Source organism: Nocardia sp. SYP-A9097 (assembly GCF_009649815.1).
GTDB lineage: Bacteria > Actinomycetota > Actinomycetes > Mycobacteriales > Mycobacteriaceae > Nocardia.
In genome coordinates this window covers 92,513-119,196 of record NZ_WJIC01000023.1, presented here as the reverse complement: position 1 = coordinate 119,196, position 26,684 = coordinate 92,513, and the positions used below count along the sequence as shown (strand labels likewise).

General features: G+C 66.6%; 28 protein-coding genes. 10 read left to right on the top strand and 18 right to left on the bottom strand.

The features are described from left to right. Positions 1 to 330 precede the first annotated feature (330 nt). Complete coding sequence (locus GFY24_RS31945) at positions 331 to 612, top strand: hypothetical protein (protein ID WP_153808824.1); 282 nt, start codon at positions 331 to 333, stop codon at positions 610 to 612. A gap of 65 nt (positions 613 to 677) precedes the next feature. Here GFY24_RS31945 and GFY24_RS41310 read toward each other — a convergent pair whose 3' ends face one another. Continuing rightward, the gene (locus tag GFY24_RS41310; RefSeq protein WP_194853095.1) at positions 678 to 1,109 is read right to left on the bottom strand and encodes a DUF4189 domain-containing protein; all 432 of its coding nucleotides are present in this window, start codon (positions 1,107 to 1,109) and stop codon (positions 678 to 680) included. Between the two features lie 232 nt (positions 1,110 to 1,341). Here GFY24_RS41310 and GFY24_RS31935 point away from each other — a divergent pair, with 232 nt between their 5' ends. Beyond that, entirely contained in the window at positions 1,342 to 1,758 is a 417-nt protein-coding gene (locus tag GFY24_RS31935; protein ID WP_153808822.1) for a VOC family protein, read from the top strand. A 93-nt stretch (positions 1,759 to 1,851) separates the two neighbouring features. Here GFY24_RS31935 and GFY24_RS42405 read toward each other — a convergent pair whose 3' ends face one another. Together GFY24_RS42405 and GFY24_RS42400 are read right to left on the bottom strand one after the other, a co-directional pair. Continuing rightward, positions 1,852 to 2,412 carry a hypothetical protein gene (locus tag GFY24_RS42405; RefSeq protein WP_228566834.1) on the bottom strand — a complete coding sequence of 187 codons (561 nt, stop codon included), beginning with the start codon at positions 2,410 to 2,412 and terminating at the stop codon, positions 1,852 to 1,854. A 174-nt stretch (positions 2,413 to 2,586) separates the two neighbouring features. Beyond that, positions 2,587 to 2,784, bottom strand: a complete 198-nt coding sequence (locus GFY24_RS42400) for a hypothetical protein (RefSeq protein ID WP_228566833.1) — start codon at positions 2,782 to 2,784, stop codon at positions 2,587 to 2,589. Positions 2,785 to 2,934: 150 nt separating this feature from the next. Between GFY24_RS42400 and GFY24_RS31925 the strand changes: the two genes are divergently transcribed. Next, a complete protein-coding gene (locus GFY24_RS31925) occupies positions 2,935 to 3,633 on the top strand; it encodes a TetR/AcrR family transcriptional regulator (protein WP_153808821.1) in 699 nt (232 codons plus the stop codon). Positions 3,634 to 3,714: 81 nt separating this feature from the next. On the opposite strand, the gene groL is transcribed toward GFY24_RS31925, so the two are convergent. The 6 genes from groL to GFY24_RS31895 all read right to left on the bottom strand — a co-directional run bounded on the left by groL (position 3,715) and on the right by GFY24_RS31895 (position 9,353). After that, a complete protein-coding gene (gene groL / locus GFY24_RS31920; RefSeq protein ID WP_153808820.1) occupies positions 3,715 to 5,337 on the bottom strand; it encodes a chaperonin GroEL in 1,623 nt (540 codons plus the stop codon). Between the two features lie 212 nt (positions 5,338 to 5,549). Then, positions 5,550 to 5,849: a DUF222 domain-containing protein gene (locus GFY24_RS31915; RefSeq protein ID WP_067574856.1), complete on the bottom strand. Its 300-nt coding sequence runs from the start codon at positions 5,847 to 5,849 to the stop codon at positions 5,550 to 5,552. A gap of 46 nt (positions 5,850 to 5,895) precedes the next feature. Continuing rightward, positions 5,896 to 6,633 carry a Clp protease N-terminal domain-containing protein gene (locus GFY24_RS31910; RefSeq protein ID WP_153808819.1) on the bottom strand — a complete coding sequence of 246 codons (738 nt, stop codon included), beginning with the start codon at positions 6,631 to 6,633 and terminating at the stop codon, positions 5,896 to 5,898. 64 nt (positions 6,634 to 6,697) lie between these two features. Next, positions 6,698 to 7,783, bottom strand: coding sequence for an NAD(P)/FAD-dependent oxidoreductase (locus GFY24_RS31905; protein ID WP_153808818.1), 1,086 nt, complete (start codon positions 7,781 to 7,783; stop codon positions 6,698 to 6,700). Positions 7,784 to 7,874: 91 nt separating this feature from the next. After that, positions 7,875 to 8,774 carry an RNA polymerase sigma-70 factor gene (locus tag GFY24_RS31900; protein ID WP_153808817.1) on the bottom strand — a complete coding sequence of 300 codons (900 nt, stop codon included), beginning with the start codon at positions 8,772 to 8,774 and terminating at the stop codon, positions 7,875 to 7,877. Positions 8,775 to 8,918: 144 nt separating this feature from the next. Further along, a complete protein-coding gene (locus GFY24_RS31895) occupies positions 8,919 to 9,353 on the bottom strand; it encodes a hypothetical protein (RefSeq protein WP_153808816.1) in 435 nt (144 codons plus the stop codon). A gap of 210 nt (positions 9,354 to 9,563) precedes the next feature. On the opposite strand from GFY24_RS31895, the gene GFY24_RS31890 reads away from it, so the two are divergent. After that, positions 9,564 to 10,373: an alpha/beta hydrolase gene (locus GFY24_RS31890; protein WP_153808815.1), complete on the top strand. Its 810-nt coding sequence runs from the start codon at positions 9,564 to 9,566 to the stop codon at positions 10,371 to 10,373. A gap of 52 nt (positions 10,374 to 10,425) precedes the next feature. Here the strand turns inward: GFY24_RS31890 and GFY24_RS31885 are convergent, their stop codons facing one another. The 4 genes from GFY24_RS31885 to GFY24_RS31870 form a co-directional block, all read right to left on the bottom strand. Further along, complete coding sequence (locus tag GFY24_RS31885; protein WP_153808814.1) at positions 10,426 to 10,785, bottom strand: UBP-type zinc finger domain-containing protein; 360 nt, start codon at positions 10,783 to 10,785, stop codon at positions 10,426 to 10,428. Between the two features lie 15 nt (positions 10,786 to 10,800). Beyond that, positions 10,801 to 12,276 (bottom strand): ATP-binding protein, encoded by a 1,476-nt coding sequence (locus GFY24_RS31880; RefSeq protein WP_309231589.1) that lies wholly within the window; start codon positions 12,274 to 12,276, stop codon positions 10,801 to 10,803. A gap of 10 nt (positions 12,277 to 12,286) precedes the next feature. Beyond that, a complete protein-coding gene (locus GFY24_RS31875; RefSeq protein ID WP_309231588.1) occupies positions 12,287 to 13,960 on the bottom strand; it encodes an FAD-dependent oxidoreductase in 1,674 nt (557 codons plus the stop codon). A 102-nt stretch (positions 13,961 to 14,062) separates the two neighbouring features. After that, the gene (locus GFY24_RS31870) at positions 14,063 to 14,290 is read right to left on the bottom strand and encodes a hypothetical protein (RefSeq protein WP_153808813.1); all 228 of its coding nucleotides are present in this window, start codon (positions 14,288 to 14,290) and stop codon (positions 14,063 to 14,065) included. 221 nt (positions 14,291 to 14,511) lie between these two features. Between GFY24_RS31870 and GFY24_RS31865 the strand changes: the two genes are divergently transcribed. Beyond that, the gene (locus GFY24_RS31865; RefSeq protein WP_153808812.1) at positions 14,512 to 14,961 is read left to right on the top strand and encodes an SRPBCC family protein; all 450 of its coding nucleotides are present in this window, start codon (positions 14,512 to 14,514) and stop codon (positions 14,959 to 14,961) included. 49 nt (positions 14,962 to 15,010) lie between these two features. Then, complete coding sequence (locus tag GFY24_RS31860) at positions 15,011 to 15,697, top strand: SIMPL domain-containing protein (RefSeq protein ID WP_153808811.1); 687 nt, start codon at positions 15,011 to 15,013, stop codon at positions 15,695 to 15,697. Between the two features lie 18 nt (positions 15,698 to 15,715). Here the strand turns inward: GFY24_RS31860 and GFY24_RS31855 are convergent, their stop codons facing one another. Next, entirely contained in the window at positions 15,716 to 16,747 is a 1,032-nt protein-coding gene (locus tag GFY24_RS31855; RefSeq protein WP_153808810.1) for a beta-ketoacyl-ACP synthase III, read from the bottom strand. A gap of 366 nt (positions 16,748 to 17,113) precedes the next feature. On the opposite strand from GFY24_RS31855, the gene GFY24_RS31850 reads away from it, so the two are divergent. From GFY24_RS31850 to GFY24_RS31835, 4 genes are all read left to right on the top strand, one after another. Then, positions 17,114 to 17,830 (top strand): phosphatidylserine decarboxylase, encoded by a 717-nt coding sequence (locus GFY24_RS31850; protein WP_309231594.1) that lies wholly within the window; start codon positions 17,114 to 17,116, stop codon positions 17,828 to 17,830. Further along, positions 17,830 to 18,708: a CDP-diacylglycerol--serine O-phosphatidyltransferase gene (gene pssA, locus GFY24_RS31845; RefSeq protein WP_375336129.1), complete on the top strand. Its 879-nt coding sequence runs from the start codon at positions 17,830 to 17,832 to the stop codon at positions 18,706 to 18,708. The genes GFY24_RS31850 and pssA overlap by 1 nt, the downstream gene beginning before the upstream one ends. A gap of 115 nt (positions 18,709 to 18,823) precedes the next feature. Next, positions 18,824 to 21,094 carry an AAA family ATPase gene (locus GFY24_RS31840; RefSeq protein ID WP_309231587.1) on the top strand — a complete coding sequence of 757 codons (2,271 nt, stop codon included), beginning with the start codon at positions 18,824 to 18,826 and terminating at the stop codon, positions 21,092 to 21,094. 198 nt (positions 21,095 to 21,292) lie between these two features. Further along, a complete protein-coding gene (locus GFY24_RS31835; protein ID WP_153808806.1) occupies positions 21,293 to 22,552 on the top strand; it encodes a hypothetical protein in 1,260 nt (419 codons plus the stop codon). A 4-nt stretch (positions 22,553 to 22,556) separates the two neighbouring features. Here the strand turns inward: GFY24_RS31835 and GFY24_RS31830 are convergent, their stop codons facing one another. From GFY24_RS31830 to GFY24_RS31815, 4 genes are all read right to left on the bottom strand, one after another. Then, positions 22,557 to 23,804, bottom strand: a complete 1,248-nt coding sequence (locus GFY24_RS31830) for a phosphatase PAP2 family protein (RefSeq protein ID WP_153808843.1) — start codon at positions 23,802 to 23,804, stop codon at positions 22,557 to 22,559. 294 nt (positions 23,805 to 24,098) lie between these two features. Next, positions 24,099 to 25,244, bottom strand: coding sequence for a glutamate--cysteine ligase (locus GFY24_RS31825; RefSeq protein WP_153808805.1), 1,146 nt, complete (start codon positions 25,242 to 25,244; stop codon positions 24,099 to 24,101). A gap of 14 nt (positions 25,245 to 25,258) precedes the next feature. Then, positions 25,259 to 25,939, bottom strand: coding sequence for a superoxide dismutase family protein (locus GFY24_RS31820; protein ID WP_153808804.1), 681 nt, complete (start codon positions 25,937 to 25,939; stop codon positions 25,259 to 25,261). Between the two features lie 147 nt (positions 25,940 to 26,086). Further along, complete coding sequence (locus GFY24_RS31815; RefSeq protein WP_309231585.1) at positions 26,087 to 26,656, bottom strand: LytR C-terminal domain-containing protein; 570 nt, start codon at positions 26,654 to 26,656, stop codon at positions 26,087 to 26,089. Positions 26,657 to 26,684 lie beyond the last annotated feature (28 nt).

The following is a 26,684-nucleotide window of genomic DNA, read 5'->3' as shown; positions in this document are numbered from 1 at the left end:
CACTATTGAGTTCTCAAAGAACACACGCACACAGAACTTCGCGGGCTCTTTGTCCCGGTCGGTCTCAGTGGCTGCTTTCAAAGCTTAACCCCACCAACGCAGCAGAACCAAATCCGCTGATCAGGAGGGCTAATGTGAATCTGTCAGGCGCTCCTCGTACAACCTCGTTTCCCAGGCCCTAGGGGCTCCGGGTCGGTGTCCGTGTCGCTCTGACTTGGATAAAGTTACGTGGCGCTACGAATGAAGTCAAATCGGCTGGTCAGCGGCCTGAACCGGGCAATCCGAACGAATGGTCTTGCCGATGCGCGGCCGAAGCGCACCCTTGTTCGTGTGTACGTCTGCGATTGGTCGATAACGAGCGGTGCAGTCGGCGAGTTCGCGGAGCGACTCCCCGATGACGGCGAAGCCCGATGGCGAGTCAGCTGGCTCCCCGGACGACTACTCACCCGAGACCAAGCGATTGCCGCGATGGAAATGGTCGAACTCCTCTACGACACCACCCGGCCCACCGATGAGGATTTGCGCGCGGCCATCGCGGCGGCCGCCGAACTCCTCGGCATCCGGCCCATCGACGCCGCGGCCACCCTCTCCGAACGACATCCCGGACGATGAAGAACGACGAAGGCCGGTCCACCGTGAGGTGGACCGGCCTTCGGAATTCACGGCGAGGGCTTGGATCAGCCCGCGTTACCGGTGCACTTGGAGACGACCAGGATGCCCGGACCACCCGCGGCACTCATGGACGACGGACGGAACGCGCCTGCCAGCGCCTGCCGCTCCGCCTCGAAACGATTCGGGGCCGTGCCCCAGAAGTAACGAGCATTCGAACCCGATGTCTTGGCGACGGCGCCACAACCATCGACGAAACGCACCGCGATGTGGCAGTACTGCGGGTCGCCGCAGTCGTCCAGCGCGTCACGATCGGCCTCGGCCCAGCTCGGGTAGTTGTACGCGGCGTTCCAATCCTCGGTGTCGTTGTCGTACTCGAGAATCGCGATCGAACCGTAGAGGCGGCCGTCCGGACCGGCCTCGGCACTCGCGGGCCCCGCGCCCACGATCACACCGGCCAGCATCGAAGCGGTGGCCAGCCCAAGGGCAACCTTGCCCATTGCAAACATTCGGATCTCCCCATCGGAAACGGTCTCAACACGAGACCGACCCAGATCTTGACCGGAAAATGCCCGAAATGTCCAGTGGAATCCCATTTTGGGACACCACATCTCACGCACGTCCTCCGGAATGCGCACCGCAAATTCGGAGAAAGCTCGAGTGGATCGATTAGTTTCGGCGAAGTCGGCCGTCTGTACCGATGACCTCGTCGTCCAGAGAAAAGAGACTTCCATGAGCAGCACCGGCCTCGCCCTCACCCACGTTTCGGTCCTCGTCGACGACCAGGACAAGGCACTCGAGTTCTACCGCGACATCATCGGCCTCGAGGTACGCCAGGACATGGCGTTCCCCGGCGGCCGCTGGCTGACCGTCGGCCCGGCCGCACAGCCCGGTATCGAATTCATTCTCGAGAACCCCGCCATGAACCCCTCCCCCGAAGCCTCCGCCGCCGCACAGGCTCGCCTCGCCAGCGGCGCGCAGGGCACCTTGATCTTCCGCGTCGAGGACGTCACCGCGCTGTTCGAGAAGCTGTCCGAGGCGGGCCTGCCGGTCGACCAGCCCCTCGTCGACCAGCCCTACGGCATGCGCGACTGCGGCTTCCTCGACCCCTGGGGCAACCACCTGCGTTTTGCCCAGCTCCTCGGCTGAGCCGAAAACCGCTGCCGCACAACGCAAATCCCACTCCACACCGCGTCCGCCCGGTGAGCGAACCCATCGCTCACCGGGCGTCGTTCGTCATGGCTACCGTCGTGCGGCGGTGGGCAGGGTGGCGAAGGTGGCTCGGACGGCCGCCTCGGTCGAGGTCGGCTCGAGGCCGAATTTCGCGGTCGCGGCGGTTGAGTCGAGCACGAATGGGCGATCGAATTGGTACCGGGTTTCCCGCAATTCGCGGGCATCCGCGTTGAACAGGCCGGCCATCCACAGCACCGCGGCGGGCATGCGCCGGACCCGGGCGGGCGCGGTGCTCGCGACATTCGCCGCGATATCGGCGAGAGCCCGGACCGAAACCGGGGCGGCGGTGGGCACATGCCACGCCCTACCCCAGGCGGTCTCGTCATCGGCGGCCGCGATCAGTGTGCGCGCCACGTCATCGGTCGCCGTCCAACTGTGCGCGGCAGCCAGATTCGCGGGGACCAGGGCGGGCTTTCCCGCGCGCACCGCCGAGAGCATCCGGACCGTGGCGGTCGAGGTCGCACCCGCGCCCAGATAGTCCGAGCCGCGCACCTCGACGGTGCGGATACGGCCCGCCTCATGGGCGGCCAGGGCCTCGTTCCACAGATCGGCGCGGACCCGGCCCTTCACGGAATTGGGTCGCAGCGGCTGATCCTCCCGGACCGGACCGTCGAATTCGCCGTAGCCATACAGGTTTCCGACGCTCGCCAGCAGCGCGCCGGTGCGCTCGGCGGCGGCGATACCACTGCGGATGAGCGGCGGGAACTCCGTGGACCAGCGCGGGTACGGCGGCTGCGCGCACTTCTAGATCACGGTCGCCCCGGTGCTGTGCGCGGTCAGGGCGGTCGAGTCGGAGGCATCGGCCGCGACCCGCTCGATATGCGGATGCTCCGGGCCGCCACCGCGGCGGGTGATGAGACGGATCTGCTCGCCGCGATCGGCGAGCAGCAGAGCGGTTGCGGTGCCGACCGGGCCCGCGCCGAGAACGATTCGCAGAGACACGGGTCTTCGATTCTTTCAGGTGCTCCGGTGCGAGAACACTGTTCTCTTCGTGAAATCAACGATAAACCCGCACCGTCGTCGAGTAAAGAACAGTGTTCTCGCAATGATCGGCCGTTCTCGAACCGGCGAATCGTTCTCTACAATGCGAGTATGTCCGCCTCCTCCCTGCGCGCCCGCGTCCGCGTCGAAATGATCGAAGAGATCAAGGCGGCCGCGCGCAAACGGCTGGCGGTGGACGGAGCGAACCTCTCCCTGCGCGGCGTCGCCCGGGATATGGACATCGTGGCCTCGGCCCTCTACCGCTACTTCCCCAGCCGCGACGATCTGCTCACGGCCCTCATTCTGGAGGCGTACCAGTCACTCGGCGCCGCGGCCACCACCGCCGCCGGCGAAATCCCCGCCGCCGACCACCGCACCCGATGGCTCGCCGTCTGCACCGCCGTCCGCGACTGGGCCACCGCCCATCGCCCCGAATACGGCCTCCTCTACGGCAACCCGCTCCCCGGCTACAGCGCACCCCAGGACACCGTCGCCCCCGCCGCCGTCGTCGTCCTACTGCTCTCCGAAATCGCCGAAACAGCCTTCGCCAGTGGCAAACTCACTCCCCCGGCACTGCCCAGCGCACTGCCCGGCCCCGTAAGCGACGACCTGCGCACCCTCATCGAAGACAAGGGATCCGCCCTCCCGGCGGAGGTCCTCGACCGCGTCTTCGCCGCCTGGACCCAGCTCTTCGGCCTGGTCACCTTCGAAACCTTCGGCCGCCTCGACGGACTCGTCCAAGCCCGCACCGACTACTTCACCCACCATATGAACCTCATGGCCGACCTCGTCGGCCTGCCCGCCGCCTGACCGCCCCCGGAAACGCCGAAAGCCGGCTCGCCCGCAGGCGAACCGGCTTCCAGTTCGAAAAGTGTTGCCGGAAGGCAGGACTCAGAAGTCCATGCCACCCATGCCACCGGTCGGGTCGCCCGCGGGGGCAGCCTTCTCCGGCTTGTCGGCGACAACGGCCTCGGTGGTGAGGAACAGCGCGGCGATGGACGCGGCGTTCTGCAGCGCCGAGCGGGTGACCTTGACCGGGTCGGCGACGCCGGCGGCCAGCAGGTCCTCGTACTCGTTGGTCGCGGCGTTCAGGCCGTGGCCGTCGGGCAGGTTGGTGACCTTCTCGGCGACAACGCCGGGCTCCAGGCCCGCGTTGAAGGCGATCTGCTTCAGCGGCGCGGACAGCGCGACGCGAACGATGTTCGCGCCGGTGGCCTCATCACCGGTCAGGGACAGCTCGTCCAGGGCCGGAGCCGACTGCAGCAGCGCCACGCCACCACCGGCGACGATGCCCTCTTCGACGGCGGCCTTCGCGTTACGCACGGCATCTTCGATGCGGTGCTTGCGCTCCTTGAGCTCGACCTCGGTCGCGGCACCGGCCTTGATCACCGCAACACCGCCGGCCAGCTTGGCCAGACGCTCCTGCAGCTTCTCACGGTCGTAATCCGAGTCCGAGTTCTCGATCTCGGTGCGGATCTGCGCGACACGGCCCTTGATGGCCTCCGAGTCGCCCGCGCCCTCGACGATGGTGGTCTCGTCCTTGGTGATGACGACCTTGCGGGCGGTGCCCAGCAGCTCGATGCCGGCGGTCTCCAGGGAGAGGCCGACCTCTTCGCTGATGACCTCGCCACCGGTGAGGATGGCGATATCGGCCAGCATGGCCTTGCGACGGTCACCGAAGCCCGGCGCCTTGACGGCGATGGACTTGAAGGTGCCACGGATCTTGTTCACGACCAGAGTCGAAAGCGCTTCGCCCTCAACGTCTTCCGCGATGATCAGCAGCGGCTTGCCGGCCTGGATGACCTTCTCCAGCAGCGGCAGCAGGTCCTTGACGGTCGAGATCTTCGAGCCGACGAGCAGGATGTACGGATCCTCGAGGGTCGCTTCCTGACGCTCCGGGTCGGTGACGAAGTAACCCGAGATGTAGCCCTTGTCGAAGCGCATACCCTCGGTCAGCTCCAGCTGGAGACCGAAGGTGTTGCTCTCCTCGACGGTGATGACACCTTCCTTGCCGACCTTGTCCATAGCCTCGGCGATGAGCTCACCGATGGACGAGTCGCCAGCCGAGATACCGGCGGTAGCGGCGATCTGCTCCTTGGTCTCGACCTCCTTGGCGGTGGCGAGGAGGCGAATGGTGACGGCCTCGACGGCCTTCTCGATGCCACGCTTGAGACCCAGCGGGTTCGCACCGGCCGCGACGTTACGCAGACCTTCGCGGACCAGCGCCTGGGCGAGCACGGTGGCGGTGGTGGTGCCGTCGCCAGCGACGTCGTCCGTCTTCTTGGCAACTTCCTTGACGAGCTCCGCGCCGATCTTCTCGTACGGATCCTCGAGCTCGATTTCCTTGGCGATGGAGACACCATCGTTGGTGATGGTGGGGGCGCCCCACTTCTTCTCCAGCACGACGTTGCGGCCCTTCGGGCCCAGCGTCACCTTGACAGCGTCGGCCAGGGCGTTCAGACCCCGCTCGAGACCGCGGCGAGCCTCTTCGTCGTACGCAATTGTCTTGGCCATTGCGTTGAGATCCTCCAGATCAGGGGATTGACACGATCTGGCCAGGCGCGGTGCCCGCGACGGACGACCACATGGGGCCTCACCGTCCCGACCTAGCACTCACAGGTCAGGAGTGCCAAAGCCATTTCTAGCACTCACACCCCGGGAGTGCAAGGTTGAGGGAGGCGCTGACGTCAGGTCTCGGGGCTTCGCCCCCGAACCCCCAGCCGCAGCTAACGCACCAATCGGTCGTCTACCCGGAGGAGCAGAGCTATCAGCGCGTCTGTGCGGCGCTCTTCGGGGGTGCGGGGTTCGCCTTGTTCTTCTGTGACCAATTCCGCGTCGTTCAGGAGGAGCTCGGCCTCGATGCGCATGATGGCGCGGACGAAGGCCGGAGCGACGTCGGGGGGCAGGTCACCGTTGACGATGGTGCCGCCGTCCGGAGCGTCCTCCGTGGAGACATAGGAGAGGGCGCGCACCAGATCGATGCGCTTTTCCCCTGCAACCAGGTCGGAACCTTCGTCGTCCGCCATACCCACATGGTATCGGGCGTGGCCACTGGGACGGGTGAGGCGGGGTTTATTGCGCGTCTTCGGCCGCTGCGGGGAGCGAGGCAAGCAGCTGCGCGATATCGGCGGAGACCGTTTCCTTGTCCAGGCCCAGGCCGGACAACACGCCGCTACCGGACTCGACCTCCAGCAGCGCGAGCAGCAGGTGCTCGGTGCCGACGTAGTTGTGGCCCAGGCGAAGTGCCTCGCGGAAGGTCAGTTCCAGGACCTTCTTGGCCTGAGAATCGAAGGGGATCAAGGCCGGAAGCTTTTCGGCGGGCGCGGGCAGGGCGGCGGTGGCGACGCGGCGGACGGCGTCGGCGTTCACGCCCTTGGCCAGGACGATCTGCATCGCAAGGGAATTCGGCTCGTGCAGCAGGCCCAGGATGAGGTGTTCGGGGGTGATTTCGGCATTGCTCGCGTCGCGCGCCTCCTCCTGTGCGCCGACCACCGCGGTGCGGGCCCGCGAAGTGAATCGGGCGAAACCGGCACTCGGGTCGAGCGTCCCGGCGTCCGCAGCGTCGCCCGGATTCTTCGGGACGAAACGCTTCTGCGCGGCCTGTTTGGTGACGCCCATACTGCCGCCGATATCGGTCCAGGAGGCGCCGGAGCGGCGGGCCTGGTCGACGAAGTGGCCGATGAGGTGATCGGCCAGGTCACCGAGGTGATTCGCCAGCACCACGGCATCGGAGAGCTGGTCGAGGGCATTGTCGGGGCGGGCTTTCTTGATGCCGTCGATGAGATCGTCGAGGCGGAAAGGATTCGTCATGCGTCAACTGTAGGTTGACCATCATGCGATGGTCAACCCTTAGTTGACGAAATTTCCCGGCGATTCAGGGCCGCGCCGCCCAGCCCGCGCCACGCACGATCCGCTCCTTCACCCAGGCGGCGGTACGGCCGGTGAGTACGGTCCCCGCGAGCGAATCATCGGCGTGCACCCGCTGGAAGACCCCGTCGTGACGCCCGAGGCTGATGCACTGCGCGATATAGCGGGCATTGTTCGGCGCGGGCTCCTTACCCGCCAGGCGCGCGGTGAGAGCGGCCGCGGCGTACTTACCCGAGGGCTGAGCGGTGGCACAGGCCATCCGCATTTCCCGGCCGCCGGGACCCGGCATGACGGCACTGTCGCCCGCGACATAGATCTCCGGATGCGACCGCGAGCGCAGCTCGGCGTCGACCAGTATCCGGCCGCGCGCGTCCACCGCCAGACCGGAGCGGGCCGCGACCGCCGGAACCGCGAATCCCGTTGCCCAGAGCACTGTTTCGGCGGGCAGGTGGGTGCCGTCGACCAGCTCGAGACCGGTGGCGGTGACTGCGGCGACCTTCTCGCCGGCGTGCACGCGCACGCCCAGCCGGTCCAGGGTCTTGCGAATGTGGTTGTGCGCCTTGGGCGACAGCCAGGCACCCGGGTCCTCGGAGCTCACCAGGTGGATATCGAGATCAGGTCGGGCCTCGGCCAGTTCGGCGGCCGTCTCGATACCGGTGGAGCCGCCACCGACCACCGCCACCCGGCCGGAGAGCGCGGGCACCCGCGCCACATCCTCCGGCGTGGCGACCGGGTAGGCGTGCTCGGTGGCACCGGGAACAGCGCCGGTATCGGCCTTGCTGCCGAGGGCGTAGACGAGTGAGTCGTAGGACAGCGACCAGTCACCTTCGAGGTGCACCAGGCGCGCCGCGGGATCGATCTCGACCACACGTCCCCGGATGAATTCGATGCCCTTACGCTCCAGCAGCTCTCCCAGCTGCCAGCTCGGAATCCGCTGCCCGGTCAGGGCCTGATGCAGTCGGACACGCTCGACCAACTCGGCGCGCGTATCGATCACCGTGACGCGCGCGCCGCGGGCCCGCGCCGCCTTGCCCGCGGCGGACAGACCCGCGTATCCCGCACCCAGCACCACGATTCGATGTTCTCCGGTCATGAGAGCGACTCCTTTTCGCTTGGACGACACCCTCTAGACCGGACAGCCTCCGAATCCCTGACAATTCCGGGACGTGTGCCGCGTCACTCGCTCACGCGGTGCGCGGAGCCGCCTGGTCGGCCCGCATGAAATAGGCCAGTTTGTCCGGGTTCACGATCAGGCGGAGGGCGGCCAGCCGGTCTCCGACGATATCGGCGTCCGCGACCATGACGGTCGCGCCCTGCGCGCGGGCGACCCACGCCGGCGCGCCATTGACATCCTCGACGCCCACGGACAGGCCCGGAATATCGGTGGCGAACAGACTCACCAGGTAGCGGGCCACCTTCGCCGCACCGACCACCGGGCGGCGCGCGGCATTGATCTTGCCGCCGCCATCGGCCACCGAGACGATATCGGCGGTGAACATGGCCTCCAGCGAGGCCACATCGCCGGATCCGGCTGCCGCCAGGAACTTTTCGTAGAGCTCGTAGGCGTGTGCGGGCGCGGGGTCGAAACGCGGGCGATCATCGCGCACCCGCTGGGTGGCGCGGCGGTAGAGCTGCTGGGAATTGGCCTCGGTGAGATCGAGCATGTCGGCGATCTCGCGGTGCGCGTAACCGAACGCCTCCCGCAGCACGAAAACGGCTCGCTCGGCGGGGGTGAGACGTTCGAGCAGGGTGAGGAAGGCCAGCGAGACCAGTTCGCGCTGCTCCACCGATTCCAGCGGACCCAGTTCGGCCGCGCCGGTGGCGACCGGTTCGGGTAGCCACGGGCCGACATAGGTTTCGCGACGGGCGCGGGCCGAATCCAGCCAGCTGCGGCAGAGGTTCACCAGAATGGTGGTCAACCACGCTTCGGGGGAGCGGATTTCGGCGTGCGCGCTGCCGGCCCAGCGCAGATAGGTCTCCTGTACCGCGTCCTCGGCCTCGCTCGCCGAACCGAGCATGCGGTACGCGAGCGCGAACAGTCGCGGTCGATGCCGCTCGAATTCCACCAGTTCGCCGGCGTCCATCGGTTCACCCGTCCTCGCGTCATGCGGTCGATCGGGGACATTACGCCTGCCCGGGGACAGAACTGCGGTGAGTATCCACCCGCCGCTCGTCATCATCGAATACGGCTGCGCCACAAAGACTGATCGGTCCGGCAGCGCGTGCGGTTACTTGGCCGCGCCGATCGCGTTGGCCACCGGAGTACCGGCGTAGGTCTGGGCCAGGCACACCAGTTTGGCGGTACCCAGGGCGACATTGGGGCTGCCGTCGAATTTGGAGCCGGGGTTGGCGGACAGCACCTGCTGGATGACCTGCTTCTCGGTATCGCCGTCCAGGTCCTTGAATTCGCCGCAGGTGGTCTGCGCGCCATTGGGGGCGGTGGTCTTCTTGGCGGCGGCCGCGGTGGTGGTCGCCGGGGCACCGGCCGGGGGTTCCACGGGCGCGGCGGCCGTCGTGGCGACGGGGACGCCGGATTTGGCGGCGGCAGAGGTGGTGGTTTCCTTGCGCAGGCCGCTGGATTCGGTGGATTTGTCCGATCCGCAAGCGGTGAGGCCCAGTACCAGCGCACCCGCGGCGAGGGCGACGATCGCAGTCTGTTTCATAACCCTTTTCCGAGACCCTTTTCCGAGCCGAACACAGCATGTGAGGGGCTTGCTCACACCGGGTCCGGCCCGGCGCTCGCAGCAGAGTACCTGGGCACGGCGCGGCGGCGCACCGGGGTGCGGGACATTCCGCCCGTACGGGTAACACCGGTCCCGTATCGTCACAAACAGGCGAAATGAGACGAATCACCTGCAATCGGAGGAGATCTCATGCCCGCACCGAAAACCCCCATCGTCTTCGTGCACGGCCTGTGGATGCACAGCGACAGCTGGACCCCGTGGCTCGAATACTTCGACCGCGCGGGATTCGCGCCCATCGCCCCCGGCTGGCCCGGCGACGGACCCGATCCGGCGAGCACCCGCGCCCATCCGCAGGCATTGCGCAATCGCGGAATAGCCGAGGTCACCGACCACTACGCGAAGTACATCGCCGATCTACCCGCACCGCCGATCGTCATCGGGCACTCGTTCGGCGGGCTGATCGCGCAGCGACTGCTCGCCGAGGGTAGCGCCATCGGCTGTGTCGCCATCGCACCCGCGCAATTCAAGGGCGTCTATATTCTGCCGCCCGCCCAATTACGCAGTGCCGGACCGATTCTCGCGCAACCGTGGCTGCGGTCCAAGACCTGGTCGCACACCGCGGACAGCTATCATCGCTTCTTCGCCAATGCCGTCCCGCGCGCGGAGTCCGATCAACTGTTCGCGCAGTATGTGATTCCCGCGCCGGTGAAGCCGCTGTTCCAGGCCGCGCTGGCGAATGTGAGCCCGAAAACCGAAGCGGCCGTGGACGTGCGCGCGCCGCGCGGGCCGCTGTTGCTGATCGCGGGCACCGCCGACCGAACCGTGCCCGCTGCCATCGTGCAGTCGGAATACAAACTGCAGCAGCGGAATTCGGGTGTCACCGAACTGCGGGTGCTGGAGGGCCGAGGCCATTCCATGGCCGCCGATCACGGCTGGCACACCGTCGCCGATCTGGCGCTGGAATTCCTCACGGCACAGAAACTCGCACCGCTGGAATGAGAAGAACCCCCGGGGGATGCTGTCTCCCAGGGGTTTTCACTGAACTGCCCGTTCAGTTCAGGTGACTCTGCCAGTCCGCGGGCACCCGCTCACGGGGACCGGGCACCGTCTGACCGAGCGGATGATGGTGCGGCGCGGTCAATTCCGGGCCATCGCCGTACATATCCTCGGTCCGATAGTTGTAGAACCAGCTCTCGCCGGGCTCATAACTCTGCGCGAACGGATGTCCGCTGCTCGCGGCATGTTTGGAGGCGTGCTGCGACGGCGAACTGTCACAGCAGCCGACGTGCCCACACTGTGCGCACCGGCGCAGGTGCAGCCACCAGCCCTGGCTCGCATCGCATTCCACGCATCCGGGACCGCTCGGGGCCACGGTGGTATCGATTCCCTCGATCTGCGCCTTGTCCGACATCACTCGCCTCCTGTATCAGGGTGCCGTGCTTGCTGTTTCGATATTCTCGGGAGCCACGGCCGCCGCTGAGCCTTCCAGAGGCAGTCGCACGATGAACCGGGTATCGCCGGGTTCGGACTCCACCCGGATATCGCCGTGATGCTTGTTCACCACAATGCGGAACGAAATGTCCAAGCCCAGACCGGTGCCCTCGCCGACCGGTTTGGTGGTGAAGAACGGTTCGAAGATCCGAGTTCGGATCTCCAGTGGCACACCCGGCCCGGTATCGCCGATTTCGACTGCGGCACAGTCCCCGTCGCGATAGGTGCGAATGGTGAGCGTGCCGCGACCGGACATGGCCGAGATGGCATTGTCGATCAGATTGGTCCACACCTGGTTCAGCTCGGCGGCGAAGCATGGCACCGGCGCCAGCGCCGGGTCGTACTCCTTGACCACCCGGATGTCGTCACCGATCTTGCGACCCAACATGACCAGCGTGCTGTCCAGCAGCTCCCGGATATCGACCACCTGGAAGGGTGCGCGATCCATCTGCGAATACTGCTTGGCCGCGTTGACCAGCGTGGAGATGCGGGTGGTGGAGTCGGAGATCTCGTTCATCAGCAACTCGGTCTCGACCGTGTAGTTGAGCCAGCGGATCGCGCCCTCGAAAACCGCTCCCTCACAACCGGTGAGCGTGCCGTGCACCTTCTCCAGCCAGTCGATATCGAATCCGGCCTGGACGAAAGTGGGCGCGATATCCCAGCCGTTCGAGATGTCGTGCGCCTCCAGCCAATCGCCGAGTTCGTCCTCGCGGTCGGCGGCCTCGAGCGGGGTCAGGGTGGGCGCCTTCGCGACCTGGGCGGCGGCCTCCTCCTGCAATTGCGCCAGCGCCTCCATGGTCGCGGAGTCGAACTTGCCGCGCGCCATCATCTTCAGCTTGTGCCGCATGCCCGCGACGCGTTCACGCAGCGAGGAAGTGGCGCGCACGGCCGCGGCCGCCGGATTGTTCAGCTCGTGTGTCAAACCCGCCGAGAGCGAGCCGAGTGCCAGCAGTCGCTCGCGCTGTCCGATGCGCTCATTGGTATTGCGATTGCCGAAGAAGACGCCCTCCAGCAGATGCACCGCCATCGGGAACCATTCCTGCATCATCTTGGCGAACGTTCCGGCGTCCAGCACAAAGAATTTGGACGGTTTGGTGACATAGAAGGATCCGGTGTAGTGCTGATCCGCCTTGTCGCCCATATACGCCATCCACGCGCCCGAATAAGAGCCGTGATGATCGGTGCGGACGAGTTCGATCTCCTCACCGCCCGACATCTTGGTCAGCCGGACCTCGCCTTCCATCAGCACATAGAAGCAGGTGCCCGGCTCGCCCTCACGGAACACCAGACCGGGTTCGAAGTGTTCGACCCGGCCGTCCTTGCACAGCCAGGCCAGCTGTTCGTCGTTCAGCTTCTCGAACAGGAACAGGTCCCGCAGTTCATCGGGATCGCAGATATATGTGTGTCCCACAGCTCAACTCCTACTGTTTCGCGATCCAGCGGTGCACGAGCATGACGGCCATGGCGCCTTCGCCGACCGCCGACGCCACGCGCTTCGCCGACTCCGACCGTACGTCGCCGGCCACGAAGACGCCGGGAACACTGGTCTCCAGATGTTGCGGCGGGCGGGCAAGTTCCCAACCGACCGGCTTGTTGCCGTCCACCATCAGATCCGGACCGGCGAGCACATAACCCTTGTCGTCCCGATGCACGATGCCTTCGAGCCAATCGGTCTCCGGGGCGGCGCCGATGAAAAGGAACAACCGCTCGGCATCCACCTTTTCTTCCGCACCGGTGGTGTTGTCGCGCAATACGATCCGCTCCAGGTGATCGTCACCGTCGGCCGAGACCACCTCGGTGCGGGGATGCACCTTGATATTGGGGATCTGCTCGATCTGCTGAATCAGATAGTGCGACATGGAATCCACCAGCGACGTGGCCCGCACCAGAATGTGCACGGTGCGCGCGTGCCGGGACAGGTACACCGCCGCCTGACCCGCCGAATTCGCGCCGCCGACAATGTAGATATCGCGATCCGAACAGTCCGACGCCTCGGTCATGGCGGACCCGTAGTACACACCGCGGCCGGTGAAATCATCCACACCGGGGGCAGGGTGATGCCGGTAATTGACGCCGGTCGCGATCACCACGCTGTGCGCGGCGATCTTGGAGCCGTCGGCGAATTTCACCACGCGGGCCGAACCACACGGTTCCAGGCCGACCACCTCGCGGGTGGTGATCAGCTCGGCCCCGAATTTCACGGCCTGGCGGCGCGCGCGATCGGCCAGCTGCGCGCCGGAGAGGCCGTCCGGGAAGCCGAGATAGTTCTCGATACGTGAACTCTGGCCCGCCTGACCGCCCGTCGCCGTGCGCTCGACCAGCACCGTGCGCAAGCCCTCGGATGCGCCGTATACCGCCGCGCCCAATCCGGCCGGGCCGCCGCCGACCACGATGAGGTCGTAGAACTCGTCCGCCGGAACGGTATTCAGGCCGACCGCGCTGGCCAATTCCGAATCGGTGGGCATGATCAGCACTTCACCGGTGGGATTGATGATCACCGGGCACTGATCCTCGGTGGCATCGGCCGCGGTGAGCAGGCGCGCGCCCTCGGGTTCGTCGAATTGGTACCAGCGATAAGGCAATTGATTGCGCGCCAGGAACTCCCGCACCTCCGAGCAGCGGGCCGACCAGCGGTGCCCGACCACCTTGGTCTCGGTCACCGGCTTGTGATCGTCACCGCGCCAGGCGTCGAGCAGGGCGTCGATCACCGGATACAGCTTCTCCTCCGGCGGATCCCACGGCTTGAGCAGATAGTGGTCCAGATCGACCACATTGATCGCCTCGATGGCTGCATCGGTATCGGCGTACGCGGTCAACAGCACACGGCGCGCGTACGGGTGCAGGTCCATGGCCTGCTCCAGGAATTCGACGCCGTTCATGCTCGGCATGCGATAGTCGGCGATCAATACCGCGACCGGCTGGCCGCGCAATTTCAATTCCCGCAGTACCTCGAGCGCGTCCGTACCCGACTCCGCCCGCAGAATCCGGTAGTCCGCGCCGTACCGGCGGCGCAGATCACGAACCACGGCACGTGAGACGCCCGGGTCGTCGTCCACGCTGAGGATGGCCGGCTTGGCGGCAGCTGGTGAAGTCACCTATGAAGTATGAGCCGCGGGGGCAAGTCGAATGGGGTGCGAGTGTCCGCCTTGCGCGAACGGCTGGGCTCCGCCGCCGGGAACTCCGAGTCGTTCACCTGGTCAAATCCGATGGTGCTCAACCAGATCCAGCTCGTTCGGCGTGAGCAGCCGTTCCAATCGCTCCTCGAGTTGACCGTTGGGTCTGGATCTTTTGGGTCTGAGGGGGACCTGGGAGGTATCGCGGATCTCGTCCGACGGCAGTAGCGGAACCTCTTCGGCTGTACCGGTCTCGGCGATATCACCATCGGAGACGTTGGTCTTGCGATGCAGGAGCGAACGCAGTTTCACGGCCGATCACCTCACGTTTCGCATCGAAAGCTGGTGGCCTTGTCTGTTACTTCGTCTATCCGACATTGTGCGCCGCTCATTACATTCGGCCATACGACAACACAAGAATGTGATCTAGTTGATTTTCAGTGTTCGGTTCGATGCCCGATGTTCGATTGACCCCATATGTCCGCGCCCAACTAGGATGCCGGTACCGATCGTCACATCTCCCGGAGGCTGCGTTGCCGAACACTCTCGAAGCCAGCATCGACATCGCCGCGGCGCCCGAGCAGGTCTGGAGCGTCATCTCCGACCTCAAGCGCATGCCCGAATTCAGCCCGGCCACCGTCCGCATGCAGCCGCTCGGTAAGACCCGGACCGGCACCTGGACCGTCAATCTCAATCGCGACGGCGCGAAGTTCTACCCGACCACCTCCCGGGTGGTGCGCTTCGAACCGAATCACGCCATCGCCTTCCGGATGAACGAGAACCGCACCATCTGGAGCTTCACCCTCGAGCCCACCGAGAGCGGCACCCGGGTCATCCAGCGCCGCGATATCCCCAACGGCGTCAACCCGGTCATTCGCAAGCTCATCGACACCGTGCTGGGCGGCGAGCAGATCTTCGAGGCGAACCTCGTCACCGGCATGAACGAAACCCTCGACCGGATCAAGCGCACCGTCGAGAAGTGATGTGCGTGTTTACCCGGTGGTCCGCGCAGCTGATGCGTAGGTTCGCGTTATGCGACGACCTATAGGGATCTGCGCCGCGGCCACCGGACTCGCGCTGCTGCTGCTCACCGGCTGCGGCAGCGACAGCGACCGCTCGGTGACCGTGGTCGGCACCGGCAAGGTTTCGGGCGTACCCGATGTACTCAATGCCGATCTGGGCGCCGAGGTCACCGCGGCCGATGTCTCCACCGCGGTCGACGGGGTGAACGACAAGGCCAAGGCCATGACCGATGCCATGGTCACCGCCGGGGTCAAACGCGAGGACGTGAAGACCAGCCAGCTCTCCGTACAGCCCACCTATGGGCCGGAGGGGCGCACCGTAATCGGTTACAAGGCAAGTAATTCCGTGCATATCGCGGTGCGCGACCTGCCCAAGGCGTCGGCCATTCTGGATTCGGCGGTCAAGGCCGGTGGCAATGACACCCGTATCTCCTCGGTGTCCTTCGGGCTCGAGGACAATGCCAAACTGCTCTCGGACGCGCGGGCACGCGCCTTCGACGATGCCAAGGCGCGGGCGCAGCAGTACGCGGATCTGTCCGGGCTGAAGTTGAAGAGCGTCAAGACAATCAACGAGGGCAGCAGCGGCGGACCCACCCCGATGCTGCGCCAGGCCGCGCCCAGCGACAGCGGCTTCGCGCTGGAACCGGGCCAGCAGACGGTGACCTTCGATGTCACCGTCGTCTGGGAACTCGGCTAGCCCTACGGGTTTTCGGGGTCAGCTCTTCCAATTCGGCAGTGTCACAACCTGTGCCGCGTAGGACAGGCCCGCACCGAAGGCGATGAGCAGGGCGGTGCCGCCGGGTTTGGCATCACCCTGGCGCAGTAGCGCTTCCATGGCCAAGGGGATCGAGGCGGCCGAGGTATTGCCGGTCTCCTCGATGTCATTGGCCAGGGCGCAGTGCTCGGGCAGGTGCAGCACCCGGGCCATGATCTCGATGATCCGGCCATTGGCCTGATGCGGGACCATGGCGTCCAGCTCATCCGGGGTGAGACCGGCGCGTTCGATGGCGTCGCGGCAGACCCTCTCCAAAGAGTGTGCGGCCCAGCGGAATACGGCCGTGCCCTCCATGGCGAGGTACGGGCGGACGGCGTCGAGGCCCTTCGCGTCGATCTCGCGGAAGAACTCCATCCAGTCCTTGTCCTGGCGGATGGCGTGATGCTGGGTGCCGTCCGAACCCCATACCGTCGGGCCGATGGCGGGCTCGTCCGAGGCCCCGACCACCACCGCGCCCGCACCATCCGCGAAGAGGAAGGCGGTGCCGCGGTCGGTCGGATTGACGGTATCGGTGAGCCGCTCCACGCCGATGACCAGGACATTGCGGGCGGTACCGCCCTTGACCAGGTCCGAGGCCACCGCCAGCGCATGACAGAAGCCGGCGCAACCGGCCGAGATGTCGAAGGCGGCGACACCATTGAGGCCCAGTTCGGTGGCGATCTGTGGCGCGGCGGCCGGTGTGAGCAGCAGCCAGGTCGAGGTCGCGACAATGACGCAATCGATGGTGTTCGCATCGATCTCGGCGGCCGCGATGGCGTCGCGGGCGGCCGCGGCGCTCATGCTGATGATGGTCTCGTCCGGCCCGGCGAAACGGCGGGTGCGGATGCCGGAGCGGGTACGAATCCACTCGTCCGTGGAGTCGATCGGCCCGGCGACCTCTTCGTTCGTGACGACCCGGGCGGGGCGGTACACGCCGAGCCCGAGCATTGCGGTGTGCTCTACCCCGCTGATCGAGGCGATTCGAGCAGCCATGGTGCATCTCCTATGTACTGCGCGTCGAACATGACCTTCATCGGGTTCCCCACCCTCGCGGGACGCGAATGCCGCAGACATGAGGCCCCCTCATATTAATCGGACCAGCCTCTCATGGATGTGCGTTCACTCACAATTCGCCCTGGCGTTGGGCTACATCACCCCCGGAGGTTCGCGGCCCGTCCCGGTTCTGGACCGAGTGGAGCGGGGGAGTGGAGCGGGGGAGCGCAGCGGAGGAGCAGAGGGAGGGAAGGTTCGGGGCTCTCAGGGCCGTGAACCGGCCGGAGCGAAGCGGAGGCAAATTAAACACAGTATCGTGTGATCGCGGTCCCTGACCGCCCCCATCCGCGCATGAAAGAGGAGCTTGTGGCCCGCCGTCCCACCCCGCCCGGCACTCCCGAAACCACCGGACTCGGCCATGTCGCCGATCTGGTCCGCTCCGCCATCCCGCCGCTGCACCCGGCCGGACTGCCCTTCGTGGCCGCCCCGCTCGCGGTAGCTGTGCTGGGTTTCCGGCGCAAGTGGGTGCGGCGGACGGGATTGTTCGCGGCCGCGGCGACCGCCACCTTCTTCCGGCATCCGCATCGGGTGCCGCCGAACCGGCCCGGTGTGGTCGTCGCACCCGCCGATGGTGAAGTGGCGCTGGTCGATACGGCCGTACCGCCCGCCGAGCTGAATATGGGCGATCGGCCGCTGCCGCGCGTGAGCATCTTCCTGTCCGTGCTGGATGTGCACGTGCAGCGCATGCCGATCTCCGGCAGCATCGACGAAATCGTCTACAAGAAGGGCGAATTCCGCTCCGCGGATCTGCCCGAGGCGAGCGATGCCAATGAGCGCAACTCCATGGTGGTGCTGACCGAGAACGGGCAGCGCCTGGTTGTCGTGCAGATCGCCGGCCTGCTGGCGCGGCGCATCGTGTGCGAGCCGAAGGTGGGCGACAAGCTCTCCATCGGCGAGACCTACGGGCTCATCCGGTTCGGCTCCCGCGTGGACACCTACTTCCCGGCCGGTACCAAACTGCTGGTCGTGCCTGGGCAGCGGACCATCGGCGCGGAAACGGTGCTGGCCGAACTGGATTCATGATGGAGCAACTCGCGCCCACACCGGCGCTGCACCGCTCGGCCCGCAATCGCACCGTGCGGCTGCTGCCGAGCATGGTCACCATTCTCGGATTGTGCTCGGGACTCTCGGCGGTGAAGTTCGCCATGCAGGGCCAGTTGGCGATAGCGCTGGCGCTGGTCGGGGCCGCCGCGATCTTCGACATGCTGGACGGGCGGATCGCCCGCATGCTGGATGCCACCACCAAGATGGGCGCGGAACTCGATTCGCTCTCGGACGCGATCGCGTTCGGTGTCGCACCGGCGCTGGTGCTGTACGTGACCTTCCTGCACGCCGACAGTGTGGGCTGGATCGTCGCGCTCATGTTCGCGGTCTGCATGGTGCTGCGGCTGGCCCGCTTCAACACGCTCATGGACGATGATTCGCGGCCCGATTGGCAGCGCGAGTACTTCACCGGTGTGCCGGCGCCGGCGGGAGCGCTCATCGCACTGTTGCCGATCGCGCTGTCGGAGCAGTTCGGCGACGGCTGGTGGGTGAGCTTCCCGGCCGTATCGGCGTGGGTGGTGCTCACCGGCCTGCTGTGTGTGAGCACGCTGCCGACCCTGGCCATCAAGTCGGTCTCGGTCGCCCCGCGCAACGCACCGCTGCTGCTGGTGCTGGTGGCCCTGGCCGCCGCCCTGCTGGTCACCTACCCGCTGATTCTGATGATGGCGCTGGTCGTGCTGTACCTGGGCCACATCCCGTTCGCCGTGCATTCGGCGCGCTGGGTGGCGGCCCGCCCGGAGACCTGGCATCACAAGCCGGCCGAACGCCGCGCCCAGCGACGGGCCCAGCGCCGCAGGCCGATTCGCAGCATCTCCACCGCACGCCTGCGCCTCCGCCGCCCGGGCGGTCGGCTCTAGTCCTTCCCATCACAACGCCCATGGTTCGGCCGTCGAGGTCACGAACCATGGGCGTTCGGGTTTTCGGACCCGAGGACGGGTATCAGCGCGGGGCGATTCCAGCACAATGGGAAGGGTGCCTGATCTCGCGTTGACCGCACGACTGAATATTTCGGCTGCCGATGCCCGGAGGGGGTTGGTGCGGTTGCATCCCGAAGCGCTGGCTGCGCTCGGGTTGCGGGAGTGGGATGGGATCTCTTTGATCGGGACGCGGCGGACTGCGGCGGTGGTCGCTGTCGCGCCGGCGGGGACGCCTACCGGGGTGGCGCTGCTCGACGATGTGACGCTGTCGAATGCGGGGGTGCGGGAGGGCACGACGGTGACGGTCGCACCCGCGACCGTTTTCGGGGCGCGGCAGATTTCGGTGACCGGGTCCACGCTGGCGACCGGGTCGATTCCGGAGACCACATTGCGGCAGGCACTGTTGGGCAAGGTGGTGACGGTCGGGGATACGGTGTCGCTGCTGCCTCGTGATCTGGGGCCGGGGACGAGTACTTCGGCTGCCGCACAGGCGCTTTCGCGGGCCTTCGGGATCGCGTGGACCTCGGAGTTGCTGACCGTGACGGCGACCGATCCCTCCCCCGGGCCGGTGAGTGTGCAGCCCAATAGCGCGGTGGTGTGGGGTCCGGGGATCGCGGCGACGGATTCGCCGCGCTCGCTCATGGGTGACGTGGCGGCGCAGGCCCCGGATCGACGGGATCGGCCCGCCGATCCGGAGCGCGCGGACTCGTCCGCACCGGTGTCGGCGGTGGCGATGGCGGATCTGGCGGGCGTCCAGGCGCAGGCGGCCAAGCTGATCGAATGGCTGAATCTGGCCCTCGATGAGCCGGAACTGTTGAAAACCCTTGGGGCGTCGTCACATTTGGGTGTGCTCATCACCGGTCCGGCCGGAGTCGGCAAGGCGACCCTGGCGCGCGCGGTGGCGGGGGCCGGTCGCACGACCCAGGCGGGTACCGCGGCGGGGCCACGGCGACTGGTGGAGCTCGACGGTCCTTCGGTCGGCGCGACCGAGAGCGGCACGCGGCTGCGCGAGGTCGGGATGGCGGTCTCCGATATCTGTTCGGGAGCGGGCGGAGTCCTGCTCATTACCGATATCGATGCCCTGCTACCCACCGAGGCGGAGCCGGTGGCCACACTGATTCTCGATCAATTGCGGGCGGCGGTGGCGTGTCCGGCGGTGGCGCTGCTGGCGACGACCTCGCATCCCACCGAGGTGGATACCCGGTTGCGCGCCCCCGAGCTGTGCGATCGCGAGGTGACGCTGCCGCTGCCGACGGCGGCGGTGCGCGCGGCGCTGCTGGAGCAGCTGCTCCGCAAAGCACCCACCGAGAGCCTGAAACTGGCTGAGATCGCCTCGCGCACACCCGGTTTCGTGGTATCCGATCTGGCGGCACTGGTGCGTGAAGCGGCCTTGCGCGCGGCGTCGCGGTCGAGCCGGGAGCATTCGGAGCCCATGCTGCGGCAGCAGGATCTGGTGGGCGCGCTGGAGGTGATCCGCCCGCTGTCCCGTTCGGGCACAGAGGAATTGGCCATCGGCAGTCTCGGTCTCGACGATGTCGGTGACATGGTGGAGACCAAGCAGGCGCTCACCGAGGCGGTACTGTGGCCGCTGCGGCATCCGGATTCGTTCGCCCGGCTGGGTATCGAACCGCCGCGCGGGGTGCTGCTCTACGGTCCGCCGGGTTGCGGCAAGACGTTCCTGGTGCGCGCGCTCGCGAGTACCGGGCAATTGAGCGTGCACACCGTCAAAGGCGCGGAGCTGATGGATAAGTGGGTGGGTTCGTCCGAGCGCGCGGTGCGTGAATTGTTCCAGCGCGCACGTGATTCCGCGCCGTCGCTGATTTTCCTGGACGAGGTGGACGCATTGGCCCCGCGTCGCGGCCAGAGTAGTGATTCCGGGGTGACCGATCGGGTGGTGGCGGCGCTGCTGACCGAACTCGACGGCGTGGAGCCGCTGCGTGATGTGGTGGTGGTCGGTGCGACCAATCGCCCGGAATTGATCGATCCGGCGTTGACCCGGCCGGGTCGAATGGAGCGCCTGGTTTTCGTGCCGCCGCCGGATGCGGCCGCGCGCGCGGAAATCCTGCGCACCGCGGGGAAATCGGTGCCGCTGGCGAAAGAGGTGAATCTGCGCGAACTGGCAAAGGATTTGGCGGGTTATTCGGCGGCGGATTGTGCGGCGCTGCTGCGGGAATCGGCACTGGCGGCCATGCGCCGCAATGTGGATGCCGCGGATGTGACCGCGGCGGATGTGGCGGCCGCGCGCGCGGCGGTGCGCCCGTCGCTGGATCCGGTGCAGGTGGAGGAATTGCGGTTGTACGCGGCGCAGCGGGCGGCCTCGGGATAGCCGGTATTCGCCGGCTTCCGGCAAATTACGACTCATCGGTTTGGTAGCTGAATCAGCCCGGTGGAGAATTCAATTAGGCGAGTCGAACCGATCGGTAAGGGTTAGCACGGTATTTTCACCCAGGTGAGGCCGTATCAAGTAGCGACCGAGACGATCACCACACTGGTCGCAACGACGGTTGCTGGACTTTCGCTAGCCATGCCGATCGATTTCGGCTGGACCTCCAATACCTCCGCACTGCAATTGGATCTGATGGCATATACGCTGCCGCGCGCCATTGGCGCGGGCGTGCTGGTGGCCATGATCTCCGCGGTGCTGATCACCACGCTCGGCAGCATTGTCATTGCCTGGTCCACCGCGCTCGGCGGTCTGATCGCATTGACGGTGAACCATATCTTCGGCCATCAGACCGAACCCTCCTCCGCGCTCTCCACCCTGAATTTCATCGATTCACTCGCGGGCGGACTGGTTTTGGGCGCGCTGGGTGCGGCGGTGCTGCATCACCGGCTGCCCGCGTACGGGTGGACGCTCGGCATCGTCACCAGTGTGCTGCTCGGTGCGGTCAGCCCCATCCCACATCTGGGCGGCGCGCTGAAGAACGGACCGAGCAGCAGCGCCTGGGAAGCCATGGATATGCCGCCGCTGTGGATGCTGGAAACCGCGCTGGTGCTGGTGGCCATCGGCACGCTGATCAACCGCAATCGCACACCGGCCGAACGCCCTTCGATCGAACTGCCGCTGGCGCCGATCCTGGCGGGTGTGGTGCTGGTGCTGGTCACCGTCGCCAGTGCCGAGTGGCTGGCGCGGCACGGTGACACCTTCGCGGGTATCGGGGTGGCGGTGGTGACCACGGTGGCGACCGCGCTCATCGCGGCCATGCTGCTGCCCGGCCGCGATGGTGAATTGGTGCTGGTGACAGTGGGTTTGAGTGCTGTGGGGTCATCCGCGCTGGCGGCGGAGCTACCGGCCTGGACGATTCCGCTCGCGGTGGCGATCGCGGTTTTCGGCATGTGGTACGGCACCCGCCGGGGCGCGCCCCTGGCCTGTTTGGTGCTGGTGCTGCTGCTCGGTCTGTTCACCGCGCTCACCTCGAACTCCGATCGCGCGGTCTTGACGGTCGGCGGTACGGCGGTGCTGGCCTGGCTGGTCGGCTACGGATTGGCTTCGTCGAACCCGCGTTTCGTGCCGAACCGGGTGCTGGCCACCATGGTGATCTTCATTCCGTCGGCGGTGCTGGGCCTGCGCGATTTCGTGGCGCGCGGGCACTATGCCATGCAGGATTCCAGCAAGGCCGTGGTGTGCACGGTGGTGTCGGAGGATACGTCCGCGCCCGCGTGGATGGCATGCCTGATTGTCATCGGCTGCATCGTGGGCGTGTACGCGTTGCGCCGCAATCGTTCCGTGCCCGCGGCACCCGGCGAGACGGATGGCGATGCGGTGACCGATCCGGCCGAGTAGCCGATCAGGCGTGCGCGGCGGTTCCGACCGCGACGGGGACGGGTGCGGTCGCGAACCAGGTGCGGTAGAAGGCGATGCCGTAGCCCGCGAGCAGTCCGAGAATCATGACCCCGGCGGGCACCGGATTCTGTGCGATCTCCAGCGACAGGTATCGGTAGCCCAGCAGCAGCACCGCCACCAGCGCCGCGCCGCCCGCGACCAGCTGGAAACGGGCACGATCCCAACCGCGTTCGGGGTCACGCAGGGCGGATTCGATGGTCAGGCACAGCACCGCGCCGACCACCAGGTCCGCGCCGTAGTGGTAGCCGAAGCCGAGCGTGGCCGACAGTGTGGCGATGAGCCAGAACGCGCCGCCCCAGCGCAGCCAGGCCGGTGCAGGTGAGCCGTCGCTATCGCGGCGCGAGTGGATGAAGATCGACAGCGCCCACGCGGTGTGCAGTGAGGGCATGCAATTGCGCGGGGCGATACTGCCGAACGGAATCGCGCCGGGCGAAAGATCGATGGGCGGAACCACATTCGGCCAGTAGTTGCCGAGCGCGAAGGCGTGCCCGTCCGCACCGTAGGCGAAGATGGGCCCGACCACGGGGAAGATCACGTAGAACAGCGGGCCGACGAGACCGATCACCAGGAAGGTGCGCACCAGGTAGTGCCCGGGCCACTGCCCGGTCCCGACCACATTGCGCAGCTGCCAGATGGTGACGATCATGGCGCCGACGGGTAGCTCGATGTAGACCCAGTGCAGGATGAATTCGACTACCGGCCCGAGGGTTTCGAGTACCTGCCCCATCACCCAGGACGGATTGCCGAGCGCGCGGTCGACCAGTACGACGTGTTCGTCCAGTACCTGCGGTCCGGCCTGCATGGTGATGACGAGCCAGACCTCGGCGACCTTGCTGGAGAGTGTCAGCAGGATGCCGAGCGCGGCGGCGTGCAGGGCATTGCGTTTGTCCTTGCCCTCCCAGCCGAAATTCGCGATCAGCACGATTGCGGTGAGCACGATGACCGGACCGTTTCCCAGGGCGAGCGGTCCGCCGCCGAGGGTGCGCACCAACTGGTAGACCACGTCGATGGCGGCGGCCGCGCCGACGGCGATGAATCGGCGTCGCCAATTCAATCCGATCAGGGCGAGTCCGAGTCCGGCCCATGGCACGGTGACCGATTTGGGGGTGCCGGTGTAGTCGGCCCAGAGGCTTTCCAGGGGTCCGAGGAAGTGGTTGTGCGAGGCGTAGATCTGCAATCCGATGAGCAGCATCGGGACGGCGGTGAGCAACGCCGCGAGCTGCAGGCGCCGCGACGGCAGCCAGGAGGTCCGGCGTGCTCCACCCACCACTTCGGAACGCGGACCGTCGAGCAACACCAAGCCATAGTAAACGTCGTGTGAACGCAAGCCCCCGCGCCTGCTGAACACCGGACGCCGGTCGGGGCGGACGGCTCCCGATGGCGGCCGGGTCACCCCTGGCCAGCGGGTACGCCGTTCAACTCGGCGTAACCGAAATCACACCTCGTGGAAACGCGGCTGTGGGCCGAGTTCTACTGTGCCGGTTCCCTACTGGGCCAGTTCGGTGACGAGCGAATCGACGACGCTGATCAGGTCGCCCTGATTGGCCGCGGCCACCCGGCGCTGCCGCTGATACGAGGCCCCGCGCTTGGGGATATCGGCGACCAGGGCGAGTTCGTTCTCACAGCCCAGGCTCTTGGCGGTCGGCTCGAGACGATTCAGCAGATCCATCAGATCATCGGTGACCAGGCGCTCATTGCTGGCGGCATCGGTGATGATGATGGCGTCCAGGCCGTAACGGGCCGCACGCCACTTGTTCTCCTGCACATGCCAGGGCGGAATGGTCGGCAGTGTCTCACCGGATTCGACGCGGCGGTCCAGATCCACGATGAGGCAGTGGATGAGCGCCACAATGGCGGAGAGTTCGGCGCGGCTGGGGGTGCCGTCGCAGACGCGCACCTCGATGGTGCCCCATTTGGGGGCGGGCCGGATATCCCAGTGCATGCCGCCGACCTGTTCGAACACACCGGTTTTCATCTGGTCGTGCACGAAAGCCTCGAACTGCGTCCAGTTTTCGAATTGGAAGGGCAGTCCGGCGGTGGGCAGCTGCTGGAACATGAGGGCGCGATTGCTGGCGTATCCGGTGTCCACGCCCGCCCACATGGGTGAGGAGCTGGAGAGTGCGAGCAGGTGCGGATAGGACAGCAGCAGGGTGTTCAGGATCGGGAACACCTTCTCCGGGTGGGAGATTCCGACGTGTACGTGCACGCCCCAGATCAGCATCTGGCGGCCCCACCACTGGGTGCGCTCGATCAGTTCGTCGTAATGCGCACTGCGCGTGAGCTGTTGGGTGGACCACTGCGCGAAGGGATGGGTGCCGGCGCAGAACAGGTCGACACCGAGCGGGTCGGCGGCGCGGCGCACGGCGTCCATGGTGGCGTGCAGCTCGTCCACGACCTCGCCGACATTGTCGTGCTTACCGGAGACCAGCTCGACGGTATTGCGCAGCAGCTCCTTGGTGATCTGCGGGGTGCCGTCCCAGGCGCGCAGATCACCGCAGGCTTCGAAAACCGCTGCGGCGGTATTGGAAAGGTCACGCGTCGTCTTGTCGACGAGCGCGACCTCCCACTCCACGCCGAGCGTGGGCCGAGGCGAACTGTTGAAGTGGACCTTCGAAACGCCTGCCCCGGCCATGGTTCACCTATGGGTTATGCGACTACGCCGCAGGCCACGCGTGCGCCCGCGTCACCGGTCGCCAAGGTCTCGGCGTCCGGCCCGGCGGCGCCACCGGCCTGGGTGTAGCGACTCGGAATATTGCCGAAGTTGTCCGCACCCGCGTGGATCATCAGGGCCTTGCCCTTGAGTTCGTCCAGGGTGACGGAGTCGGTGGTCGTGACCAGCTTGGCGGTGCCGTCCTGCTTGACCTCGAGGGAGGTGAGGTCGCCGCTGGCGGGGTGCACGTTCTGGTCACCGGACTGGAAGTGGCCACCGGCGGAGAGGAAATCGCCGGCCGCGCCACCGGTGGGAGCGACGGAGTTCGGCTCGCACTTGCCGATCTGGTGTACGTGCAGGCCGTGGAAGCCGGGCTTGAGGCCGTGTACCTCGACCGTGACCTCGAGGTGCTTGTCGATCTTGCCGAAGGTGGCGGTGCCGACGGTCTGGCCGTTCGAATCCTTCAGCGTGGCGCTGACGGAATCGGTCGGCGGGTTGGTGAGCCCACCGTGCTCGGTACCTGCCGGTGCGGGAGAGCTGGTGAAGACCGGCGGGGTCGTCCCCTTGACGTCGCTCGATTCCTGGCCGCTCGAGCAGCCTGCGATACCGAGGACCGCGACCGCGAGCACCGGGGTCACAGTCCACCAGGACGGGCGACGAGTTGTGGACGGGGCCATCGGGGAACTCCTTTACGAGTCCGAGTTTACGAAAAGGTGGGTGGACATGATTACTACTCGGACAAGATGATGCCAGAGCCGTGACCCATTCCCCCGCAGGGGCTGGCCGGGTGTTCGAGAGCCGATCGGTTGCCGGCCACAAGCGGATCAGTTGCCGGTGACGATGACGATGACGCCGGGCGGACTGTCGCTGATTCCGGCGAATCGGGGCTCCGCGGTGACGCCGAGCTCGGCGGCGATGGCCAGTGCGGCCGCCTTCTCCGCGGCCGAACTGCCGTAGTACACGGTGGTTTTCGGGATTACGCCGGCACCGTAGTTGCCGGTCTCGGCAATATTCCAGCCGTCGGCGGTGAGATCGTTCGCGGTCTTGGCGGCCAGGCCCGAGACCATGCTGTTGTTGAAAACCCTTACGGGAACCGACTTGTCGACCCCGGCCGCGGGCTTGGTGGTGGTGACCGGCGGTGTGGTGGTGGTCGGCGCGGCGGCGCTGCTGCTCGGCGGGGTGCCGACCACCGGCGGCAGCGTTGATGAAAGTGCCGGGGCCACAGTGGCACTCGCCACACTTGTGGCCTGCGCGGTCGAGGCGTCGGCGTCCGAGGAGTCCGAACTCGACAGCGACATCGCGCCGATTCCGGCGAACACTATGGCCAGTGCGATCAACACCATGGCCAGCGCCCGCAGGGGCGGGCCGCCGGACGGCGAATTCGGAGTGCTCACGGCGTGGAGCCTAATCGCTGCTGCGGGT

What these genes read in the sequence shown, in the direction of transcription:
- GFY24_RS31905 (WP_153808818.1), bottom strand. Translation starts at nt 7,783, where the DNA reads ATGACCGGAGAACATCGAATCGTGGTGCTGGGTGCGGGATACGCGGGT.
- GFY24_RS31895 (WP_153808816.1), bottom strand. Translation starts at nt 9,353, where the DNA reads ATGAAACAGACTGCGATCGTCGCCCTCGCCGCGGGTGCGCTGGTACTG.
- GFY24_RS31935 (WP_153808822.1), top strand. Translation starts at nt 1,342, where the DNA reads ATGAGCAGCACCGGCCTCGCCCTCACCCACGTTTCGGTCCTCGTCGAC.
- GFY24_RS31900 (WP_153808817.1), bottom strand. Translation starts at nt 8,774, where the DNA reads ATGGACGCCGGCGAACTGGTGGAATTCGAGCGGCATCGACCGCGACTG.
- GFY24_RS31820 (WP_153808804.1), bottom strand. Translation starts at nt 25,939, where the DNA reads ATGGCCCCGTCCACAACTCGTCGCCCGTCCTGGTGGACTGTGACCCCG.
- GFY24_RS31825 (WP_153808805.1), bottom strand. Translation starts at nt 25,244, where the DNA reads ATGGCCGGGGCAGGCGTTTCGAAGGTCCACTTCAACAGTTCGCCTCGG.
- GFY24_RS31885 (WP_153808814.1), bottom strand. Translation starts at nt 10,785, where the DNA reads ATGTCGGACAAGGCGCAGATCGAGGGAATCGATACCACCGTGGCCCCG.
- GFY24_RS31890 (WP_153808815.1), top strand. Translation starts at nt 9,564, where the DNA reads ATGCCCGCACCGAAAACCCCCATCGTCTTCGTGCACGGCCTGTGGATG.
- GFY24_RS31835 (WP_153808806.1), top strand. Translation starts at nt 21,293, where the DNA reads ATGCCGATCGATTTCGGCTGGACCTCCAATACCTCCGCACTGCAATTG.
- GFY24_RS31830 (WP_153808843.1), bottom strand. Translation starts at nt 23,804, where the DNA reads ATGCTGCTCATCGGATTGCAGATCTACGCCTCGCACAACCACTTCCTC.
- groL (WP_153808820.1), bottom strand. Translation starts at nt 5,337, where the DNA reads ATGGCCAAGACAATTGCGTACGACGAAGAGGCTCGCCGCGGTCTCGAG.
- GFY24_RS31910 (WP_153808819.1), bottom strand. Translation starts at nt 6,633, where the DNA reads ATGACGAATCCTTTCCGCCTCGACGATCTCATCGACGGCATCAAGAAA.
- GFY24_RS31860 (WP_153808811.1), top strand. Translation starts at nt 15,011, where the DNA reads ATGCGACGACCTATAGGGATCTGCGCCGCGGCCACCGGACTCGCGCTG.
- pssA (WP_375336129.1), top strand. Translation starts at nt 17,830, where the DNA reads ATGGAGCAACTCGCGCCCACACCGGCGCTGCACCGCTCGGCCCGCAAT.
- GFY24_RS41310 (WP_194853095.1), bottom strand. Translation starts at nt 1,109, where the DNA reads ATGGGCAAGGTTGCCCTTGGGCTGGCCACCGCTTCGATGCTGGCCGGT.
- GFY24_RS31915 (WP_067574856.1), bottom strand. Translation starts at nt 5,849, where the DNA reads ATGGCGGACGACGAAGGTTCCGACCTGGTTGCAGGGGAAAAGCGCATC.
- GFY24_RS31925 (WP_153808821.1), top strand. Translation starts at nt 2,935, where the DNA reads ATGTCCGCCTCCTCCCTGCGCGCCCGCGTCCGCGTCGAAATGATCGAA.
- GFY24_RS31855 (WP_153808810.1), bottom strand. Translation starts at nt 16,747, where the DNA reads ATGGCTGCTCGAATCGCCTCGATCAGCGGGGTAGAGCACACCGCAATG.